This window comes from Saccharicrinis aurantiacus (assembly GCF_947489045.1).
In the GTDB taxonomy this organism is placed as follows: Bacteria; Bacteroidota; Bacteroidia; order Bacteroidales; family Marinilabiliaceae; genus Saccharicrinis; species Saccharicrinis aurantiacus.
Map to the genome: position 1 here is coordinate 108,117 of NZ_CANLCN010000011.1, position 24,158 is coordinate 132,274.

At 35.4% G+C, this 24,158-nt stretch carries 12 protein-coding genes; 6 read left to right on the plus strand and 6 right to left on the minus strand.

Translation table 11 applies throughout. The annotated features are described in order from the left end of the window. Positions 1 to 159 precede the first annotated feature (159 nt). Complete coding sequence (locus tag QMO11_RS13785) at positions 160 to 372, plus strand: hypothetical protein (RefSeq protein ID WP_282037813.1); 213 nt, start codon at positions 160 to 162, stop codon at positions 370 to 372. Positions 373 to 383: 11 nt separating this feature from the next. Here the strand turns inward: QMO11_RS13785 and QMO11_RS13790 are convergent, their stop codons facing one another. Both QMO11_RS13790 and QMO11_RS13795 read right to left on the minus strand, forming a co-directional pair. After that, positions 384 to 770 carry a hypothetical protein gene (locus QMO11_RS13790; protein ID WP_282037814.1) on the minus strand — a complete coding sequence of 129 codons (387 nt, stop codon included), beginning with the start codon at positions 768 to 770 and terminating at the stop codon, positions 384 to 386. Positions 771 to 809: 39 nt separating this feature from the next. Further along, positions 810 to 9,689: an autotransporter outer membrane beta-barrel domain-containing protein gene (locus QMO11_RS13795; protein ID WP_282037815.1), complete on the minus strand. Its 8,880-nt coding sequence runs from the start codon at positions 9,687 to 9,689 to the stop codon at positions 810 to 812. A gap of 496 nt (positions 9,690 to 10,185) precedes the next feature. On the opposite strand from QMO11_RS13795, the gene QMO11_RS13800 reads away from it, so the two are divergent. Beyond that, on the plus strand, positions 10,186 to 12,318 hold the full coding sequence (locus tag QMO11_RS13800; protein WP_282037816.1) for a sensor histidine kinase: 2,133 nt from the start codon (positions 10,186 to 10,188) through the stop codon (positions 12,316 to 12,318). After that, entirely contained in the window at positions 12,293 to 13,141 is an 849-nt protein-coding gene (locus QMO11_RS13805) for a response regulator (RefSeq protein WP_282037817.1), read from the plus strand. Before QMO11_RS13800 ends, QMO11_RS13805 begins: the two co-directional genes overlap by 26 nt. Before the next feature lie 81 nt (positions 13,142 to 13,222). On the opposite strand, the gene QMO11_RS13810 is transcribed toward QMO11_RS13805, so the two are convergent. Beyond that, positions 13,223 to 13,951, minus strand: a complete 729-nt coding sequence (locus tag QMO11_RS13810; RefSeq protein ID WP_282037818.1) for a nitroreductase family protein — start codon at positions 13,949 to 13,951, stop codon at positions 13,223 to 13,225. 20 nt (positions 13,952 to 13,971) lie between these two features. Then, positions 13,972 to 14,652, minus strand: a complete 681-nt coding sequence (locus QMO11_RS13815; protein WP_282037819.1) for a pseudouridine synthase — start codon at positions 14,650 to 14,652, stop codon at positions 13,972 to 13,974. Positions 14,653 to 14,931: 279 nt separating this feature from the next. On the opposite strand from QMO11_RS13815, the gene QMO11_RS13820 reads away from it, so the two are divergent. From QMO11_RS13820 to QMO11_RS13830, 3 genes are all read left to right on the plus strand, one after another. Next, positions 14,932 to 18,066, plus strand: a complete 3,135-nt coding sequence (locus tag QMO11_RS13820; protein ID WP_282037820.1) for a SusC/RagA family TonB-linked outer membrane protein — start codon at positions 14,932 to 14,934, stop codon at positions 18,064 to 18,066. A gap of 65 nt (positions 18,067 to 18,131) precedes the next feature. Continuing rightward, positions 18,132 to 19,577 carry a RagB/SusD family nutrient uptake outer membrane protein gene (locus tag QMO11_RS13825; protein WP_282037821.1) on the plus strand — a complete coding sequence of 482 codons (1,446 nt, stop codon included), beginning with the start codon at positions 18,132 to 18,134 and terminating at the stop codon, positions 19,575 to 19,577. A gap of 200 nt (positions 19,578 to 19,777) precedes the next feature. After that, positions 19,778 to 22,243, plus strand: coding sequence for an ATP-binding response regulator (locus QMO11_RS13830; protein WP_282037822.1), 2,466 nt, complete (start codon positions 19,778 to 19,780; stop codon positions 22,241 to 22,243). Between the two features lie 20 nt (positions 22,244 to 22,263). Here the strand turns inward: QMO11_RS13830 and QMO11_RS13835 are convergent, their stop codons facing one another. Together QMO11_RS13835 and QMO11_RS13840 are read right to left on the minus strand one after the other, a co-directional pair. Beyond that, positions 22,264 to 23,583 (minus strand): sigma-54-dependent transcriptional regulator, encoded by a 1,320-nt coding sequence (locus tag QMO11_RS13835; RefSeq protein ID WP_282037823.1) that lies wholly within the window; start codon positions 23,581 to 23,583, stop codon positions 22,264 to 22,266. A gap of 120 nt (positions 23,584 to 23,703) precedes the next feature. Then, positions 23,704 to 24,081, minus strand: a complete 378-nt coding sequence (locus QMO11_RS13840) for a cupin domain-containing protein (protein WP_282037824.1) — start codon at positions 24,079 to 24,081, stop codon at positions 23,704 to 23,706. Positions 24,082 to 24,158: the final 77 nt, after the last annotated feature.

The window sequence follows — 24,158 nt, forward strand, 5'->3', positions numbered from 1 at the left end:
TTTATTAATTCCTATAAAGGATACTAAATGACCTATCAATAATATAAATTAACAACCTTATTCATTTTTTATATTACACACAGGTTATCAAAGGGTTAACAAGCCCTATCTATAACCATTCTGATTATCTACTTTCGCATTAAACTTAAACACTATTAAATGCGAATAAAGAAGGAATATACAGGCCCAAAAATAAACACCATAGAGATTGACTATACAATTTCTAATGTTATGGCTAGTTTACCTCCGGTAGATCCAACTGATCCTAATCCATTCGCTAAAACTGTTTCGGAGGAAAATAATCCCGGGATATTTAATTCAGAAGAATCTGCAGAGAATAATCCGTTTGGTGGCACTTTACCTAATTATTAATTGAACTTATTTCAGCATTTTCGTTTAATATCAATATACAGCCATCTAGTCGCTGCTTTAAAAGATGAAAAAACTCTACAGTAGTAGTTTAAACCTTCTAATCCATCCCTAAATAAATATGAAATCGCTGTTTGTACAGGATCATTAACTACCAATGCTGCAATGACCTTTTCATACTTTAAAGTAATTCTCCTGTTATATTTAAGTATACTAGCTAACTCTTTTACTCCAAACCCAAAACTATCCTTCTGAATAATAATTCGTACATAAAGATTCTTTTGCATCAAAGGTAGGTCCATAATAAAATCTATAGCTTTATATACCTCCGATAAACCATTCTTTCCAATAAATACAAGATCCAATAAATTATTTACCTCATCATAATTATGTGTAATCATAAATGGTTTTTATAGTTTGATATTGAATGATTGTATCTACTAGATAATTACCTTTTGCCTATAAACTTCTGAGCCATTAATTACTTCAACAATTAACATTCTAGTACCTGTTAATCTCACCTCGCAACTTGATCCTGTAAATATATCTGTTAAAAGAACCCTTCCGTTTATATCATAAATCGTGTATTTTGTAGGTAATCCATTTTCTGAGAATGCAGCGCCTAATTTTATTCTCACAAGATTATCCTGCCCTTCTATTACTATATTTTTATTCTCTGAAGGTACTGTAGGCTCGGTTATATCAGTGGGAATTGAAGTATTAGTAACAATCAACTCTAAGTGTTCACCAGTTGCCGTAGGAGCATTAATTTCATACTTTGAAGACTGCTTTAATTCTGCCTCCTGTTTTGTTTTAACATCCCTTATTTTAACCGTCCAACCTGTTGGCAGTTCAGCTATGTTAATAACAGAAATACTTAGGTCAGTATTTATATCAACAATACTATAATCGAGTGGAATTATAATAGAATCCTTTAACTCAGGATAAACACTAATGGCTAATAATTTATCCTCCTTTTTAGTGTACAGATTAATTGCATTGCTATCCCCCATTCTCTTTTCTGAGTCATACTTTGTTTGTACAAAACTACCCTCTTCTCTAAAGGCCAATACCAATTCATCCTTTTGCATGTTCTGTTCGAGTTGAAGTCTCAGTACATCATTAACTGAAGCTGTTTTAAGCTCTAACTGCGTAGGGTGATGCAATTGAGAACTTGATGCAATAGATAAGGTTTGATTTGCAACATATGTTCTAAGCCAGAAACTCTGCCCCGGAATAATATACTTGGTTCCTCCATTCTGACCTAGACCTGAATGTACATTATAGGTTGCGAATCCTCTTACATCTGCGCTTAAATTTGTTCGAACATAGGATGATTTAACAAAGCTATTAAACGTAACACCTTTTGTAATATCAATATAACTACTATATGGATTAGCCATAAGATACCATCCTGCATTGCTTACTTTTTTACTATAAGATGCCTTAGAATTTAGCGTGCCCGAATATTCTAATACTGAAGCGGCATCTTTTATATTAAGCGAATATCCTTCTAAAGGAGACGAACTATCTATACCATCAGTATAAAATGTATAAGCATTATTGTTACCAATCGAAATCCAATTATTTAAATAGTGATATAACACGTAAGCGTTGCCATCTTGAGCCAATGATTGGTTAAAATGACTCATTGTAACACCAGAAAGAGGCATACCAATATACCAATAACGCAGGTTTTCTAATCCCCACTTGTAAGTAATCTGTGGTTCTGATGATCCTTTTACTATTAATGAGGATGGCAATAAATTTGTATTTTCAATTGTAAAACCGTTATCAATACCCAATAAATTACCGTTTATGGTTACTTTACTTCCGGCTTCGGCAGTTAACGTTCCGCTTATAATATTTAAATTATTTACTTGAACCTCACCTTTTATATGTGCATTATAATTGCTTCCTGTTTTTATTGAAACGTCAGAGCTCGATGTCGGTACTTCATTGGTACTCCAATTACTTGCTAAAGTCCAATTATTGCTATTAGTGCCAATCCATAAAAATTGTGCTAATGCGTTTGATGCAAAAGTGTAATAGCTACCCTCATTACTCCATCGCAGAGCTGTATTTGTATCTAATGTAGCTATTGAACCTGAATTATCAGTACCTGTTGGAGTTGCACACTCCAACTCTTGCCAAATTCCATCTGCTCCTGCAGGCACCCACTCTCCCATAACGAGGGTAGATTTATCAATACCACTATGACTTCCCCATATAAAAGTAGTGCGTGCTTTTGCAGTTGCATTAGGTGCTTGAATGCGCCAAAATTCTTGGTGACTCACATATTCTATCGGATCACTAAACAATTTAGTGTCCATGTTTCTAGTATGGTTATCAGGTGATGTATTATAATATTGCAATTCCCATAATCCCGATGAATTATTAGCTGTTGCTATGCTTGTGGGCGAATACGTATTAGATTCTCCAACAGGATAGACAAAACTACTACCCGATTCCATTTGTTTTTGTAAAGGTCCATTTATAAATGAACTATTACTGGCTCCATCGACAATATTATTTAGTGATGATAATAATGTAAGCATTGCATCACCTGCCGTGGAAACAATTCCATTTTCTAATATAAGATTATTACGCAATTCAACGTTGGTTTGAAAAATTATACCCTTAGTATTATTAACGTGTAAATTATTTAATGAACTAGAATTACTATAGTTTTGAGTACCCTTTACATATTGTATCTGGCTACCCGATAGTAAAACCACGGGATCTCTTTCGCCCACAGTACTTCCAAAATCAATAGAACCATTTAAAAAATCAATATCTCCTAATACTTCAATATTTCGGTTGTGCTCATTTTTAACGAGGAGCAATGCGGAAGTACCATCAATAATTAAATTGCCCTTTACTTCAATATCTACATTAGGCAATCGTCGGTTACCAGTACCGCTTATTTTAAGGTTATTGATACTTGAAATATTATTTAGTATATCATAAGAATTAGAACCTGAGTACTCAAGCGTACCTCCTACATTAGAAAAGAATAATTCGTAAAAACCAGCTGGTAAGGTCTCCGCATCACTAACTAAGGTTCCTGTTCCTTCAACAATACCAATTCTGTTTCCATAACTAGTACCTATATCAAGGGTACCTAAAATTTCAGTTTTATAGGATGATTTATAATTTTGAGCAACACTTACGGTATGTCCCTCATTAATAATCACCTTGGCACCTACAGGTCCTCCAATAGGAACTGTTCCTCCACTTGGAATGGTAGCCCAAGTAGAAGGAGAAGACCACGTACCAGAGTTAAGCGATTCGTAAACGGGAACTTTATCAGGGATTGCTCCATTACGAGTTGCTGTATTTGGTTGTACTCCGGCCGTATAATCTCCATTTATTTCAGCTGAACTAACGCTAACAAATTCGAACTGCATGTATGATTCACTTTCTTTAAAATTAGCCCAATCATATTTATTCCATAAGATATCTTTACTAAGCAATCGGGCAGGAATATAATCAGACGAAGAATAGTTAGAACCATTGGCATTATTTATCAAAACATCTTCATCTTGGAAGTACATTTTTATCGTTCCACTAAATGATGATATGCTTTCGGTACGAACGCTCCAATAATAATTAAGCGCATTCTTGGTGTCTTCAATTTCATAATCAGGATCCTCTGTATCCTCCTGAATAGAAGGATGCATTTCGTTAGCTGCCTTAATAGTAATAGCGCTTTCTGTTCCATCAATATTACTAATTTGTGCTATTACTGGAGTATACTTTCCGTCTGATCCAATTGGAAATTCGAAAGAAGGATAAGTTCCGGGGCTAAAATGTTTTTTTATTCCACTATCGGTAAACGACGCATTGGTTTGCACCATAGATTTGGCTCCCATTGTATTCTCTGCCACAAAATTTGCCTCTGCATTCATTACGAGTAAATTCTCACCAATGTCAAATACACCTTCTTTAAAGCACAGTTCGTTTTTAATAATTATTGAATCGGTATTAGTATTAAGTTTTACCCCTGAAAGGTTATTGGCATCCCAATTATCAATGGTAATTTTACCATAAATACCACCATTACCTTCAATAATCTGTTGATCATCACCATTAAAGAACAGGCCTTCTCCTGAAGTAGCATGAGCAAACTCTCCATAATTATAAACGTTTCCTTTCACCTGAATACTATTCCCATTATCAGAAATAATACCTACCAAAAGTTCAATATCATTACTAACTATTATAGATTGACTTAACTGTAATGTGTTTGTATTATCCTTTTGTAAGTATGCAAACGAAGTTGGTGACAAACCTGCAATATATTGCTCCGATTCACCATTAAAAATACTTGTATTTCCTGACGGGATATAATTCCCATGATTAGTAAAATTACCTTCTATAGTAACATCTAAGCCATTGGCATCAAAATTTGATGATTCGGCAACACCACTATTATTACGACCTATTGTTAGGTTGTTTGTATGTAAGGACACCACCATTAATTTTGCAGTAGTATTCTCTCCTAAAATCTGTAGGTTCTCTATTTCTTTATTGATATATAAATTATACGTACCGCTGTTGGTAGAATTTCCGATACTTATGTTTGTTGATTCACTTATACTGCACAAATCTGGATTAAAGTACAGAGATGCCACATTTGATCCACTGGCTGCATTAGCTATAATTAAATCTCCTGCCTCTTGAGTAAAACTACTTCCTGCGTTTAAAATTTCAAATACCCCTCTATTGTTATCTGGGATACCTCCATCGCCAATAACAACCCCACTATTGCTTTTTTGAATATAAGTAAGCACACCTTCCTCAGAATTTAAGCCTCTTCTAACTTGAGAACCCACGCGTAGCATACCTCCATCAACATCAATAGTTGCTGACCCTGATGCAGAATACTCTATATAATTATTGCCATTACCTGGGGTATCACCAAATAAAGCCGCCATATCATCGTTAACTAAGATAACACCCGGAACTTGTGTTCCTGAAGCATTTACCATGCTACCGGCCTTTAGTAAACCATCTAAATAGATACCACTATCATCACCATAGAAACTTAAGTTACCTCCATTTACAATTAAAGCTGCTTCAGCAGGAATTTTAAAATCCTCACCTCCTTTATTTAAAGCGAGTGCAATTGATGGGTTATTAAAAATTGCCGACCCACTCTTTAATAAAAATGCTTTATCCTCAGAGTCTCCATTTACTTCGCCGGTTAATTGAAAGGCATTATTAAATGTAAATGAATGTTCTTGAGATCCGCCTTTATCAATAATTACTTTAGAAAACATTGGTGTTATAGATTCTGATTCATCAGTATAATTATGATTACCCTCTCCCGATAGTTCTAGTGTTATATAAGTATTATTGGTACTTGATCCTAAATTGATTTCGCTCTTTACTGATTCTATTAATATATTTCCTTTTATATTCAGCTTATGATGCAAATTTCCAGTAGCGGAAGACTCCAATCCAATAAAAGAATTTTCTGCATTAGTACTCTTATTCTTTAAAATAAGATCTCCATCAACAGTAACATTCGTTGCTGCACCGTTTGTATTGGAGAAAATGAATTTACCATTATTGTAAGATGCATGCCCTAGAACTAAATTGCCCTTAATATTTATATCACCCTCACCTGTGCTTACAATCACTTTATGTGGCAATCTAAAGCTTCCGTTTACATTAACGTCAGTATTCGGGAAATTAATATTGCGCACATTATTACCTCCTGAGAACCATAGGGCCGGATAATCTGTTTGCGCATCTGAAAGGGTGATATCTGCATTTGATACAGCGCCTTCCCAAGCATAAATAACCAATGCTTCTTCATTCTTCATTACATTACCAAAATCGCCCTCTGGCCATTCCTGGGCATAATTCTCATCAAGCTGAAACTCAAGAACAGAAGTTCCCAAGTGTGTATCTGCAACTTCAATGGTATTCAATACCGATTTATAACTATCGTAATAATTATTGTTCGTAAATATGATACGCGGACAACCTGAAGCTGTGTATTCATCTTCGTCAAAAATTATGCTAGCCACCTCAACTTCATCATCAATAGTAACTAAGCCACTGTAGGTATCTCCTTGTCGGCGCATTATGGCTATGTCTCCAGCTTGCGGATAATCTGTTGCGGTGTTTAACCTTTCTTTATCTGTGGTCCAATTATCAGCATCGTTCCACATATTGTTATAACCCGAACCTGCATTTAAGTAATACACCTCCGGACTTCCTATAAAGCGATTCACGGCACCTGCAGTATAGCAAGCCTTCTCTAATTCAAATGGAGATTCACCATTTCGCACACCAAACCAAATTAAGTTAGGTCCTTTAACAACATTTTTAGTGCCTCCACCTGATCGAGTGTATGGTGTTTCAGATAATACTCTCCCTGATGCATATTTAGATTCGTTACCAACTACATCACTTTGTTTGTATTGAAATAAATAAGCCACAGTTGGCAATTGGGTGAAACCCTCGTAGTCAACCTTCCAATAGTAATTTAACAAATCTCCACCATCTAAATTTGTAGTTTGTAATTGTTCATTTACTGGTATCATGGTAACATAACCGCTATCACTAAAATTAGTGACTTCCATTTGAGTACGAGTTAGTTTTTGGGAAACTCCAATCAAATAACCATAATCACCATTTCCGCTAACTAAAAGGCTTAACCCACCATCGGATGCATTACCATCGGAATAAATGAGGTTTTCATCATTAAAAGCGCCTAACTTAGTAGCTACTGACGTACTGTTATTACCGGTGTTACTAGTGTATGCAAAAAAGTAATCTAATTTCAGATTATGTGTACCTATGTTTATTCTTCCACCTGTTTTATCAGTTTTATAGGCCAATCGCTTAACATAAACATCCGAACTAAAAGAAAGTAAACCTCCATCCGAAGCCATTTTAATATGCCCAAACTCTGCTCCATCAACTGTTTCAATATTAGCTTGTGCCACGCCTATTTCTAGATATGCGCGGTGATATTTATCATCGGTGCTGGCTTTTGTATGGTCATATGTAAACAGTACTCCTTTATTAACAATGGATCCTTTTACACGACCCACCCAATAATCCTGATCAAGAGTACCATTTTCAACGCTCAATTCGCCATGCGTTCTAAACAAACTATTGTATGTGTGATTATTAGAATAACGCGAGTCATCTGATGCAAGAACCAATTTAGCATCATTACTTTTATCTACAACAAGATTCCAGAAAACCTGTTCCTGATGATTTTCTTTATCATCGTACCAAGTATAATATAGTTCTCCATTTTCATTTCCATTAAATATGGTCGAATTCTTAGTGTCTTCGCCAGCACTCCATGATTCACCATCTCCATCTGTCCACTGATAAACGGCGCCTCTGCCAATATATAAATTACGACCTATTGTAACATCGTTTCCATCATGACAAAATCGTACTACTTCTGCTGAGGTATCACTTACATGACTAGGCGTTTCGAGAATTAGATCGTGAAGAACTATTAGTTCGCTTTTTAAGCGGAAAGCTTTATCCATTTTCTGAGTCACATCAACAGAACTAGCTTCAAATCTTTGTAAGGTAAAGTTATATAATGGCACTGTCGATTGAAAATCAAAATCTTCAGAATCGTCCATTGCAATATTGATTAAACCTCCTGTAATTTCATGATTCCCTTCCTTTGATAAAACTCTAAAATCAGGTACTGTGCCTCCAATTGCATCATTAATAGTTAGCTCTCCTCCACTCATTTGAATTACAGAATTTTCACTATCCAGTCCGAATAAAGGAAAGGTTTCGCTGATACTTGCACTTTTTGTATTACCCCAAATATTAACCTCACCACCAGATTGAATATACGATACAACACCTGATGCTCCAGATTGGCTGCGGAACTGACCTACATGTAGTTCGCCACCCTCCATTTTCAATTGTCCGTTTGCATCGCCCCAAAAGATTAAGCCCGCGCTATTACGTGTATCTAATAAACCATTGGTTATTTGTAATTCTCCAAATACAGATAGAGCCTGGTGACTACCTGATGTAGAAATCCCTTGAGCCATACCTCCTGGTATATCTGTTTGAGCAATGGCAGTGCTATATACCTTAACATTATCAGAAGCAATATGTAATCGGGCATTTGCACCAATAGCAAAATCGCCATTACCACCTCCTTTATTTCCTTCGGATAAACTTGGTAATAGAATGTTACCTGTTAGTTCCAAAGTTCCATTTCTAATCCATAACGCTTTTCTAACTTCAGGATTGGCCGTAGTAAATGGAAATGATGTATTACGTCCTAAACAGTTTTCGCCATAAAGGTGCAGATAATCTTCATCACTTGAATTTATCGCTATTTTGTATGTTTTATCAATCCCTTTATTTACAATAAGTCCGTGTAACTTAGTGATGCCTTTTAATATTGCATTATTATTATTTTCACCCGTAAATTCGAGCACAGCAGCACCATTACTCGCCAATTGATCGTAAACAGGATAAGCTCTATTGCTCAATACAATTGATCCTTCATTTAATAAATCGCCACCCACACTTAAACGGTGGTATAAATTATGATACTCGCCCAATGGAGGCAAATTATTAGGTATTTGATACGAAGCTATTGTATTACCCTCCCCAACGGATATTTTACCCGATGCCTTTACTTGCAAATCATTACCAACAGAAACTTGGATCGTATTACCTGAAGCATTATCATTAATAGATAAGTTACCTGAGTTTATTATTAAAGAGTTTTGTAGAGTATAATCATTCAACAAAGTAATCGTATTACTTGAATTATCAAGGTTTACCTCTAAATTGTAGAAGGTATAACTAGAATTAAGACTATAGGAGCCTCCTTCGTAAACAACAGTGCCTTTGCCTGCCTCGGAATTAAAATGTGAGGCATCACCCAAGGGGAAACTATCTGAAGCCAATAGAATACGCCCTGCCCCCCTAATTTCAGAAAAGGAATTAATTATACTCGTATTTGTTAAATCAAGGCGACCAGATACCGTTACACGTTTACAAATAACTAAACCATCTGATTGTTGAATACTAACCGTTTTCCCTGAGTGGATTACAATATTATCTTCTGATCCTGGTATTTCATGGAGTGAATTACTTGGCAAGTTACCCGAAGGATCAAGTGTCCATGTTTCCCAATCAGACCAAACTCCTGATTTTACGGCATACCAAGTTTGTGGTGAATCTACAAGCTGAACTACTGAATTTTCTGTAGAAATATCTGCTGCAATTACTATTTTACTTACAAAAAGGAAAAAGGAAAGAATGTAAATAAAATACCTGGTTGATGATTTAATATTCATAAAAAAAGGCATTAAAATTTTGAGCACCTTTACAAGCCCATATACTGTTACTGCCTTTTGCAGTTCAAAACACTATATGTACATGTAAGATTATTAAAATAAAGGTGACTCATACATTACAACCATTCTTAACAAACTCCATCAGATGCTAAGAATGTTTTAAACAAAACAAACGCTTTACAACTCTCTAATTTAAATATCACTTATCCATTCATAACCCTACATAGAAAATATACGCTTGTACCTCCACCAATAATCTGTTTGTTGTAACATAAAGCCACCTTTATTCTATTACAAAAGTATATGCTTGTTTTAAAAGCAGCACAAATAAAAGGTTAGCAAGAGGTTAACCAATAAAATAAACAAGTTATTGTTTCACTTCGGCACAATGATTGTTAACCTTTTGCTAACTGCAATAAAGCTATGTTCGCTAGAATATTATAGGTATTATTTTAAAATTTGCAGCCGTAAAAAATAGAGCCAAATAAAAATTAAAGTGATAAATATTTTAAGAAACAAAGTGTCATTTATTTTAAGCATTCTTATACTATTTTGCTTCAATAGTTTATTTGCAAACAAGGCACCAACTAATATACTTGTAATACATAGCGAACCTCAAAACTATCCAGCGGTAGCACTTTTTAACCTGGGCATTCAAAACTATTTTGCCAATGAAGAAATAGATGCACGCATCTTATATGAAAACTATGGATCTTCAATAACTGCAAATATTGATCATTATAATGAGACATTTACTAGCCTTTGTGAGATTAAGTATCACAATAATTTACCCGATGCAATTGTTTGTGTAGAACGCGATGTAATTAATTGGCTATTGAACTATGCTCCTGAAGAATTTAAATCTATCCCAACGTTTTACATTGGCGGCATGTATGATATTAAGGAGGTTCCGGATCATTTTATTAAGATCGAAGCTCAAACTAACTTTAATAATTCTTTTAATCAAATTCAAGAATTGATTCCTGATGTGGAAAATATTTATTGCATTATAGATAAGTATACCCATCTGCGACTTAAAGAAGAACTTCAGCTACATTCATCTAATATTAATGTTGAAATACTCGATAATAGAACCCCCGACGAAATAAAAACTATACTCAATAATGCACCAGAACATTCTGCTGCATTTTATTTGTCTGTTTATATTAATAACAACGTTGGTATTGCTCCTATTCACATACTAGAAAGAATTAGTAAAAATAGAAATATTCCAATGTTTGTGAGCATATCTCATTTTATTATAGATGATGTTGTGGGAGGTAGTTGCACAAACCTAGAAAAGGTTGGATATCTATCTGGAGCCTGTATAGATAGTACCCTAATTAGTAAAACATCTACAAATAAGAATTATAAAATAAACCCATCAGAAATTATTTATAACAATAAAGCCTTAAACAAATACAACATCAATAGAAAATACATTAGCAAGGAAGCAGTTATTATTAATAAAGAAAAAACAATTTGGGATTATTGGATTCCAATTTCAGTATTTCTATTACTCGCGCTTATTGAGGCTATATCTATTGTAATTCTTCTGTGGCAAAGAAGTAAAATGAGAAAGGCACAAATAGAGATTGATCATATCAATAAAAATCTTGAGAACATCATTGATATTCAGCTAGCAGAAATAAGAACTCAGAATGATGATTTAATAGAGAAAAATAAGAAAATCATTTCGCTGCAGAAACACAAAGAGTTGATAACAAATATGATTATCCATGACTTAAAAAACCCTTTGAACTTAATTCTGAATTATAAAACCATTAGTACAGATAAACTAAGGTATAGTTTGATTGAGAATGCAGGGAATAGCATGTTAAGTTTAATTTCAAATGTAATGGACATCTATAAATTTGAAAACAACATTGAATCTATTGAGAAAGAATCTTTTCTATTATCAAATTTAATAGAGTTAGTAATACAGGAAATGAATGTTCCTTTAAAATTTAATAACATAAACTTTAAAGCACACATTGAGAATGATTGTTTAATTGAGGCGGATAAAGAAATATTAAAGCGGGTATTAATTAATCTTCTTTCTAATGCCATTAAAAACTCACCTACAAATACCGTTATTTCAATTACATCAGAAATAGACACTAACAATAAAAAACTGAAAGTTATTGTTACTGATAGCGGCATGGGTATTCCAGAAGAATTAATTCCCGATCTTTTTAATATTAATAAGGCCATACATCCCACTAAACTGTTTTCATCAGGATTAGGATTATCCTTTTGCCAAATGGCAATTGAGGCGCATGGTGGAAAAATGGGCGTAAATAATATTTCTAACAGAGGCGCTGCATTTAATTTTGAAATTGACTATGTTACCATAAGTGATGAGTTCTACTATAAAGAAATAACAATAGAAAGACCCGGTTATAAATTCAATAAAGAATATCATGAGATCCTTAGCAGGGCTCTTGAAGAACTTAAGAAATTAAAAATATATCAGGTAAGCGAAATAGAATTGAGCCTTAAGTATTTTGAGAATGTTAATAATAAACAGTTAGACGAAATATCTTCGGAAATAAAAAAAGCAGTTAAACTTTGTGATGAACAACTATACACAGATACCTTAAATGAATTGGATAGACAAATTAAATAGTAGGATACTCATTGTTGATGACTCTATTGAGAGTTTAGAGATACTTGCTAAAACATTGCAAGATTCATTACCAGAATGCACTATATATCAAACCAATAGTGCCAATAATGCACTTACCATTGCCATAGAGATGAATCCCGATTTAATTATCACGGACTGGGATATGCCATGTAAATCAGGTATTGATTTGGTACAATCCATTAAAGAGGATACGCTTACAAAAGAAATACCTGTAATTATGCTAACAGGTATTAATTGCAATGCCGACGACTTAAAAATGGCTTTTGAAGCAGGCGCAGTCGATTATATGAGGAAGCCCTTTGATAAAACAGAATTATTAGCAAGGATACACTCAGCCCTTACTATCAATAATGAACATTTATCTGACATCAATTCTAAAAATAGAGAATTAATTCAGGGAGCCTTACATTTAGAAAAGTCTCACGAATTCTTACATAAGCTAAAAACAGAACTCAAGGCTTTTGCAGAAACTGCAGTACTTCGTAAAAAAGATTCGGCGCAGATAAGCTCTATTATTGAGCTAGTAGAAGATAGGGCATCAATGAACAGTTGGACTCAGTTTGAACTTTTGTTTAAATCAGCCCATCCGTTTTTTGTTAAAAAATTACTCAGCGATTTTCCAGGAATGAGTATGAGTGAAATTAAACTCTGCTCATTAATAAAGTTAAACATGAGCATAAAAAACATCGCTTATATTCTCCATCAAAAACCTGAAAGTGTAAAAGTTTCACGTTCCCGGTTAAGAAAAAAATTAGGACTAGAACATAGCCAGAATTTAAACTCCTTTTTAGCCCAATATTAGGATATATAAAAATAGAAATTACGGTATGCACAGCTAGTTAATATTAACTATACATTGTGCATACCGCTATAATATTTTCGCTTATACCTCTTTTACAACCACATCATAATCATAGCGCTTTTGCGGATACCAAATGCCCTCTTCGGTACCTTTACCCACTGTAATAACCATATTTATTTCTGCAGCTTTGGGTAAGCCTAAATACTTTTTTATACGCTTGGAATCAAAGCCCTCAAGCGGACAAGTATCGTAACCATAAGACTTTACTGCCAACATAAATGTTTGTGCTGCCAAAGCTACACTCTTGTGGATGGTTACTTTTTTATTGATGGCAGTAACCTCACGAACCATTGGTTTCTTCATCCCGATAAGGGTAACAAATAACTTTTTCAGCAGGCTGAATATAAACATGAAATCGTTTGAGTAAAACATAGGCATGGTTTTACTATAATAAGTTCTTCTGCGCTCGCGATGACTCTTTTTTTCAAAGCTATTTTCATCGTTTACTAAGTCGAGATTGTGTTGTATTGATCGTTTAACGTGATCAGGGCGAGCCACGAAAACCACCAACTCGCTAGCTGTTTTAGCCGTATTTTGGTCTAAACAGAAATGTGCAATGTTCTTTTTGGCCTCATCAGAAGTCACTCGGTAAAACTCCCACAATTGCATATTACTGCTGTTGGGCGAAAGCATGGCTAGTTCTAGACTCTTCTTTACAATGGATTTATCGTAAGATACTGTTTGGTCGTAACGACGCATTGATCGTCGTGATCGCACTATTTCTTCAAAAGGAGTATTTATCGTTGTCATTTTGGGGATATTATATCTATTCAATCTAATTTTAATGTGCCAATCATTTCCTTAAAGGTACTAAACAAAGGCGCCTCCAAGTGCAAAGGTTCATTTGTTATGGGATGGCTTAAGTTTAGCTTTTGAGCATGAAGCATCATAGTAGTCATATTCCACTGCGCCTTAAACAAACGGTTTTGCTTGTTGCAGCCATGCGGCCTGTCGCCAATAATAGGATGACGCAGGTGTTTTAGGTGCTTTCTGATTTGATGCATACGTCCTGTTTTAGGATAAGCCTCAATTAAGGAATAACGCGAGGTAGCATGCTTACCGAAAGGCACATCCACCTCGGTATGTTTTAAACATTTAAAATGAGTTAGTGCTTCTTGTACTTTACCCGTATCGTTAGTTAAGGGATAATCCAATTCGAGCGACTCAGGAAAATACCCTCTTACAATGGCTAAATAGGTTTTGTTGGTAGCATGGTCTTCGAGCTGCTCCTGAATCAGGCGTGCAATTTCTCCACTCAAACCAAAAACCAAAATGCCTGATGTTTTTCTATCAATTCGATGAACCGGAAATACCTTCTGCCCAATCTGATCGCGCAACATCTGTACCGCAAACTCCTCCGCATCGGCAGCTATGGGGCTGCGATGCACTAACAAACCATGCGGCTTATTTATTACCACCAAATGTTCATCTTGATATATAATTTGAAGCATAAAAGATTAATGAAAATGAGTTTGCAAATGTATAGTAATGTATCTCCATAAGCAATGCAATTTGAACATAGCACAATATTTAATTTCATAACAAAGCACTAATACCCCACAAAACTGTAGAAATATTCCACACATTCCACAGTAAATTCCACAACATCCACACAGTGCCAATCAAATAAAAACACTTCATAAAACTAAGCTACAATCAGTTAGACCTAAAGCAAGAAGTATGGCACTATTTAGGCTAAACAAGTAGTAGATAACTGAAAAAAATAAAACATGAATTTGAGCCTCGTTCGCAGCACTATTAAATTAAAGCAACACAAAAGCATCTTACTAATGCTTTTAATTATACTCTGCCTTACCGTAAATATATCAGCACAAGCTCAGGGGCAAAAGTTAAGAGGAAATGTTAAGGATGATACCGGTGAAGTAATTGTTGGTGCTGCGGTTATTATAAATGGCACACACGATGGAATACAAACTGATTTTGATGGTAATTTTGAATTAGAGTTATCCAATTTACCTGTTCTAATTGATGTATCATACATCGGACATGTTCCGCAATCGTTTAAAATTGATGCGAAAAACATCAATAAACCCCTTAAGGTATTCTTAAAGTCGGAGACGACAGAACTAGAACAAATAATGGTGGTGGCCTACGGCTCCACTTCAAAACGATCGTTTACGGGTAGTGCAGCTAGTTTAAGTTCGAAAGAACTCACTGAATTACCTGTGGCCGATGTTTCTCAAGCCTTACAAGGACGTGTAGCAGGTTTAAGTGTTGGCAATACAAGTGGGCAACCGGGTTCCGGTATGAGCATGAGAATTAGAGGAACCGGATCAATATCAAGTTCGAAAGAACCATTATATGTAATTGATGGAGTGCCTGTTGTAAGTGGCGATTTATCGGGATCAAGCACTATGTCGAGCAATGTAATGAGCTCTATTAATCCTGATGATATTGAAAACATAACCGTACTAAAAGATGCGGCTGCAGCATCACTTTACGGATCGAGAGCTGCCAATGGCGTTATATTAATTACCACCAAAACAGGACAAAACAATAAAACCCAGTTTAAATTAAAAACAGAATATGGTTTTTCTGATTTTGCAATGCCTATGGTACGTCAAGTAGATGGAGATACTGAGAGAGAAATAAAACGTGAAGGTTTAATTAACTATTATACCGACAATGGCTATTCGTACGAAGAAGCCGCAAGCCACGTTGATGGTAATGGCAATTCAGGCATAAGCGGCCCAACATTGGATGGCATTGCGCCTATCCCAAATGGAGGATATTCTGATTGGGAATCGGAACTTTTTAGAGTTGGTGTGAATCAAAATATCGATTTTTCGGCAAGTGGCGGAAATGAGAAAACCCGTTTCTTCACCTCTATATCTTACCTAAAACAAGAGGGTGTTGTTGAGCGTTCTGATTTTGATAGACTATCTGGTAGAGTAAATATTAACCATAAGGTGAGCGATAAACTTTCGTTTGGAGTAAACACCACATTATCGGCCTCTGAGCAAAACGGAATACTCGATGGCACTAGCTATTTTACCAACCCAGTGTACGGCATGAATATTTTCTTAAGTCCTACTTTACCCATTTATAACACTGATGGTACTTACAACGAAAATTTACCCAATGGTTACCCTAATATTGCTTACGAACAATCATTAAATAATATTAACCGAACGCTTACCAAAAGAAGTTTATCGAGTTTAAATGCCAGTTACGATTTACTGCCCAACCTTAACTTTAAAAGTACATTGGGTATCGATTTAATTTTTACTGATTTTACTCAATTCAATCCTAGCGAGTCTCGCGATGGTAGAGCTACCAATGGTAAAACTCAAATGAATAGTAAATATTGGCAAACCATTACCTCATCCAATATTTTAACCTACAATAAAACCATTAACGATAGGCATTCTATTAATGTTTTAGCAGGGTATGAAGTGGAGCACACTACAGATAGAGTAAGCTCCATGACTGGGATAGATTTCCCCAACAGTGAGCTATACCATATTAAAAATGCAGGACAGGTAACTGCTGCCAGTAGTTCGGAAAACGAAAGAGGCTTAATTTCTTATTTATCACGTGTAAATTATGTGTTTGATGATAAGTATTACTTATCTGCAAGTTATCGTAGCGATGGTAGTTCCATCCTAAGCGAGAACAATCGCTTTGGTAACTTCTGGTCTGTTTCTGGTTCTTGGCACCTATCAAAAGAAAACTTTCTAAGTTCAGCAACGTGGCTAACCGATTGGCGCATCAGAGGATCGTACGGAACAAACGGCACCCTGCCTAATAACTGGTATGCAAGTCAGGGATTATACTCATTTGGCAATAATTACAATGGCAATATTGGTGGCATGTATAGTAGCATTAACAATCCTAATTTACGTTGGGAACAAAACTATGCGGCAAATATTGGAACCAATATCCGAATTCTGGATTTTATGTCTATCGAGTTCGATATCTTCAATAAAGAAACCAAAGATTTAATTTTATCGGTACCCATTTCGCACACCACAGGCTTTAAAAACACCTTGGTTAATTATGGAGGCATGAATAACAAAGGTTGGGAATTAGGCATCAGTACAGATAATATCACCAATAAAAATTTTCAATGGACTACTTCCGTAGTAATGGGGCAAGTAAAAAACACCATCACTAAATTATACGATGATGTGATTCCTTGGCCTAATTTTCAGATCTATCGCGAAGGTTATTCTATTAACTCTATATTTTTGCGCGAATACGCTGGTGTTAATCCTCAAAATGGAAACGCTCAGTGGTACACAAATACGCAAGATGAGCAAGGCAATATAATTAGTCGCGAATTAACAGAGAATTACAACGAAGCCAATGCCGTTATAGTAGGTTCAACTGATCCTATATTAGAGGGTAATATTACCAACACCTTCCATCTTAAAGGCTTCGATTTATCAGCCATGTTTAATTACCGAATTGGCGGATATACTTACGACAGAACTGCTGCCGATCCCTCAAGAGGTGGTGTAAATCAATCGGAAAATGATGGCGCACACTGGTATGTACCTATCCGCGAAAGCGGCGCCGACAGATGGCAAAAACCTGGTGACATAACTGATGTACCACGTTATGTATATGGCAACACTAGTTTATCGGGCGAAGCCTCTACCCGCTTTATGCATAAGGCCGATTTTATACGCCTAAAAAGCTTAACCTTTGGTTATACTTTACCGCAACAACTTACGCGAAGCATCAATATGGATCGGGTGAGAATATACTTTAGCGGAATGAATTTATGGACCTGGGCTGCCAATGATATTTATGATCCGGAGGTAAAAGTTAATGGACTTAACGATTGGACTTTGCCGCCAATGAAAACCTATACGTTTGGTATTCAAGTAGACTTTTAAGTTTAAACAACACCCACGCTAAGAGTTCGTAAAACAGAAAGTTAATTGCTTTAAAACAAATTAAGATGACATTATTAAATCATATCATATCAATAAAACTAAAATCACTAATTATAATAGCACTAATATGCAGTTCGTGCAGCCACGATTGGCTCAATATGCACCCCTCTGATTCTTTACCGGCAGAAGATGCCTTAAAGTCAGTATCAGATGTTGATTATGCACTTAACGGTGCCTACAATGCCATGTTACATCATTATTATTATGGTGGTACAATGCTTTGGATTGGCGATGTTAGAGCTAATGATATGATGAGTACTTCAATTGGTGTTCGCACATCAAACGAATACCGTTTTCAGTCCACTGCCGATAATATATCCGCAGATTTATGGTCTCAACCCTACGTGGTTATTAAGGCAACCAACAGTATTTTATATCAGAAAGAGAACATTGAAATAAAAACAGAAAACGAGCAAGAAACACTCAACTCCTATATTGGAGAAGCATATGCCTTAAGAGCATTGGCATTATTTGATTTAACACGCTTATTTGGTAAAGCTTACAAGGCTGATAATGGAGCTTCATTAGGCGTTCCGATTGTTACCGAATTATTAAACCCTGCAGAAAAACCAGGTAGAAGCAGCGTGGCAGAGTGTTATCAGCAAATCATTAGCGATTTTAAAGAAGCCATTACGCTATTGGCAAACGAAAAACATAACGGACGCATTACCCAAGAGGCTGCCAACACACTTTTAGCACGTGTATACTTGTATATGGGTGAAGATGAACTTGCATACAACATCGCTAAATCTATCATTGATAATACGGAGGCCCAACTAATTGCTTACGCTGATTATGAAAATTCGTGGAAGGTTGGTTTATCCTCAGAATCTATTTTTGAGTTGGTAAGTACATCTGAAAATAATGCAGGTGGCGAATCGATGGGTTATGTTATGTCGCCAAGCGATGGATATGGAGCCTTTCATTTATCCTCATCTTACCTATCGCTAATTAAGGAGATTGATACCGATATACGAGCGCAAATAAATACTGATTTTGTTCTTTCTGGCAGAACAGATGCCATTAAAGATGCTTATCTCGGAAAATATCCGGGTAAAGATGGAAGCAATTATGTGGCTGTTAACAATCATATTATTGCTCGTTTAAGCGAAGTTTATTTAATAGCAGCCGAGGCAGCGTTTAAAACAAATAAAAAACAAACATCGCTTGAGTATCTGAACACACTTGTGGAGAAAAGAACAGAGCTTGTAGATTATTATGCTTTGGATGATTATTCATTGGTACAGATTATGAATGAGCGCCGTAAAGAATTAGTGGGCGAAGGACACAATTACTTTGATGCCCTGCGCGATGGAGAAACACTAGTAAGAGACCACGATAACTTTTTTGGCGAAATATCGGAAATTGATTTCAATCACAACAAAGCCATTTTACCCATTCCTAGAGCAGAGCTCAATACGAATCCTATTGCTCAAAATCCAGGTTACTAATAGGCAGAGACCTATTAAAATTGAAAACAAGTATATTCGTAGCCATTTAAATAAAATAAATGGCTACATTTTTGCTACTCTCCTGAAGCAGTTTAAATTGTGCCGCATATGCTTGTAATTTGCAGCTCTTGAAGCCTCAAAACACAAGCCTATTTTTACAAATAGCATAGCCAAAGCTCTATAAGCAACAAACACAATCAATGGTTAAATTAAAATTTAAAATATTTTTTACCTATTTCACCTTTCTAATTCTTATTATTTCGGCAGGATACTTTGTGCGTCAAGAAATATTATCCTATCGCGAAAGCTTTGATAAGGACAATTCTACCACACAAGTAATTGGACAGGTTAATGATATTTTAAACCAACTTTACAAGTCTGAAGCAATTAATAAAACACCGCATAACAAGCTCAATAAAAGTCAGGAATTAAAGCAACAAAAGTTAACCGATAGCATAGTTCATGCTATTGATTCGCTTCAAAGCACATTTGTAGATACGCTATTAACACAACATTTAGATAGCGTAAAAATGCTCTTAATAATTAAACAAAGTCAGCTGAAACAGCTTTCGTTATACCAATCGCCCAACAGTATAGATTCTTTATACTTTAAAACCATTGAGCGCTTAGATACCGAACAAGACTCGTTGGCTTATAATATAAATATTACCGAAAACTCATCTGTTCAATACGATTCGGTATACCTAAAAACCGCTTATACTCCCGTATCAAAAAGAAATTTTTGGAAACGTTCTAAACCACTTGAAACCGTTTACGACTCCACACTTCAGGTAACCATAAGGAAACAAATGGTTTTAGATAGTTTGGTAAATAAAGTAGATGTTAAAGACTCAATTGGCAATTTATTAATTGATATTATTTCGGAGTTTAGAAGTGAAATAGTTAGCATTGAAGAAAAACAAAAAGCTCAAAAAGATATTATTTACAACAACTATAAAGATATTTCAGCGGATATCAGCACACTGATTCATCAAATAAAACAAGAGCAATTAGATTCTTCGAGTCAACAAATAGAAGAACAACGCGAGAAGCTAAACCAATCGTTCATTAACATTTACATACTTGCTGCCATAGCCATCCTTATCATCTTGTTTTTTATCATCAACATTTTCCGCGATATAACCAAAAGCCAACGCTATAAAAATGACTTAGAGCAAGCCAAATCAACCATTGAAAAAGTGCTTAAAAACAAGGAAATGATGATGCACAGCTTAAGTCATGATATTAAATCGCCCTTAAGCTCCATTATGGGATTTGCACACATCCTAAGCGAAAAAACTCACTCCGAAAAGGACAAAAAATATTTACGAAAAATTAACGACGAATCGGTTTACATCCATCAGCTTATTGAAGATTTGCATACCCTATCTAAACTTGAACAGGGCAAACTAGAGCTAAACAGTACCAACACAAATTTAAAAACATTACTTACTGAGGTTTTTAATACACACCAACACAAGGCAAAAAAGAAAGGCCTCAATTACACTTACAATATTGAAGGCATAAAGGAGGAGAATTATTTTGCCGATACCATTAGACTAAAGCAAATATTAAACAACATTATATCAAATGCCCTAAAATATACTCCCAAAGGAAGTGTTTCTATTACCGCCAAAATTGATGCTGTTGGAGAAAAAACAGATGGCATTAAAGTAGTTGTTTCTGATACTGGCCTTGGTATAAACAAAGAAGATATGCAATCGCTTTTCAGCTCCTTTAATCGCGGAAAAGCCGCCAACACAAACATAAAAGGAATGGGCCTTGGTTTAAGCACAACAAAACATTTGCTTAAACTACTTGATGGTGATATTAAGGTAGAAAGCGAAGCCAATAAGGGAAGCCAATTTACCATTACTTTTAATCTTAAAAAGGCGCCAAAAACAGATGAAAACATAGCTATTTCTAACGATTTAAAGGGCAAAACTATTTGGTTGGTTGACGACGATCAAACCCTTTTGGAGATGATGACGGCAACATTAAACCAAACGGGGGCAATTATAAAGGCCTTTAGTAATCCCATTGAAGCGCTTCATGATTATACGCCTCAATGTTTTGATGTTTTGGTTACCGATATTCAGATGCCCGGACTAAATGGAAATGAATTATTACTGAAATTAAAATCGAGGGGTAATCCATCTATACTTGCCATTGCAACAACAGGACTTAAAACGAATAGTACTTTATTTGATCCCGATCAGTTTTTTGCGGTTATACGCAAACCCTTTTTACCAAATGAACTGAAAAACACCATCAGCAAAGCCTTAAAAATATTTACGGAGCAACAGTCGCAAATGAGCGAATCGGATAATGGTAGTTTAAAAAGCCTATTGGCTTTTGCCGAAGGAAATCAGGAACTCGAATCAATGATTATAACATCGTTTTTTGAGAGTGAAGATGCGAATATAAAGATGCTTGAGAAATACATTGCCACCAATGATGGTGCTGCCATTGTGAATTTAGCACATAAAATGCTTAATATTTACCGACAAATACAGCAGGGTAATATTACTATTTTGTTGGAAGAACTAGAAGATTCGTCGCTACTAAACAGCGATAAAAAAACTTACTATGCCAAAGCTACACACACACTAAAATTGGTGCAAGAATATATTGACACACTAAAACTTGAGTACGCTACAAGATAAAGAGGCTTTTGCAAAGGTTTCTATAAATCAATACCAAAGCGCTTTAGCTTATTATATAAGGTTTTTCTATCAACATTTAGCAAACGAGCTGCTTTACTTTTATTGTTATTAGAAGCCTTAAGTGCCTTTATTATTGTTTCCTTTTCAGTATCCGGATTACTCAATACAAAGTCGTCAACGGGTTTTAGATGCCTAAAATCAGCTGGCAATAAATTCATGGTAATTTCTGAATCTGTAGCCAATAAGGTGGCGCGTTTAATCACATTTTTTAATTCGCGCAGGTTACCGGGCCATTCGTATTGCTCAAAGGCTTGAACTACTTCAGGGGTAAAACCCTTAATATCCTTGTTTAAATAATTATTAGATCGGTACAAAAAATAGTTTGCAAACTGCATAATATCTTCCCTACGCTGCGATAAGGCAGGCACTTCAAAATCAAATTCATTTAAGCGGTGGTATAAATCTTCGCGAAAAGTGCCCTCTTTTATCGATTGCTTTAAATCGTTATTGGTAGCAGCCACCAAACGAACATCAACATTAATCCACTTACTGGCCCCTACTGGTTTTATTTGTCGTTCTTGCAGTACTCGTAGCAATTGAATTTGACTATCATACGGCAAATTACCCACCTCATCTAAAAATAAAGTTCCCTTATTGGCCAGCTCAAAATAGCCTTTTTTATCTTCGTAGGCACCTGTAAACGACCCTTTAACATGCCCAAAAAATTCCGATGCCAATAATTCCTTCGGTATTGATCCGCAATCAACAGCAATAAAAGCTTCCTCACTTCTAGTGCTTTGCTTATGAATACTTTTGGCTATATACTCCTTCCCTGTTCCACTTTTTCCGATAATTAAAACAGACATTTGAGTGGGTGAAACCAATTGAATGTGTTTTGCCAATTGCAGGGCGGCAGCACTGGTTCCTTCAATATAATTCGGATTTTGTTTTAGTTTATTTTCAACTGGTTCAATTACTTTTTTATCGGCAATAGCTTCTTTTATTAAGCTTAATACCTCCGATGGCGAAAATGGTTTGGGTATGTAACTAAACGCCCCTTCTTTGATAGAACGCACTGCATTATTGTAATTGGCATAACTGGTAAGCATAATTACCTGAGATTGCGGCGTTATTTTATTAAATGCCTTTAAAAGATCCATGCCGTCGGCATCGGGCAAGCGAATATCACTTAATATTATATCAAAAAACTGCTGCTCTACCAACTTTAAAACACCCTTAGCTTCGTAGGTAAAATGTACCTCATAACCGTTCTTTGTGAGCAAAGCGTTTAACATTGTACAAAGTGTAATGTCATCATCAATAATAAGTACCTTATACATTTATCACTACAATTTAATAAGAGATATGCTGATAGTTGCCCACAAAAATAAGCCAATTAAATGGTCTTACAATTTTTTATAAAGAAACATACCTCCAACGCAATTATATATTGAACTTGTCTAATCTTTCACTACACTAAATACCCTATTTATGTTATCTGTTTTTGCTAAGGTTAGCCTTACAATGCTATCTTTAATGGCCTTTAAATCATGAGGTACTTTTGCATCTAAAGTCAATAAATCGCCTTTCGTAACGCGGTGCACTTCACCTTCTACGCCAAAATCAATTTCTCCTTCAAACATTTCTACCACAATAGCCCCGGGAGCTGTGTGCTCTTTCATAATTTGACCTGCTTTAAACACAATTCTTATTTCCTTGCTAAATGGTGTTTCCAATAATGCTTGTATGTTTGGCTTACCCTCTTTATAGATTACTTCTTTTGTAAGTGATGCTGTTTTCATAATAACTAGTTCTTTGTTTGTATTTAGAACCTTCATAATCTATAATTGTTTTTGGTATACTAAGATTAACGTATAAAGCATTTCACTACTTAGAAAAATCACTCTTATATTAT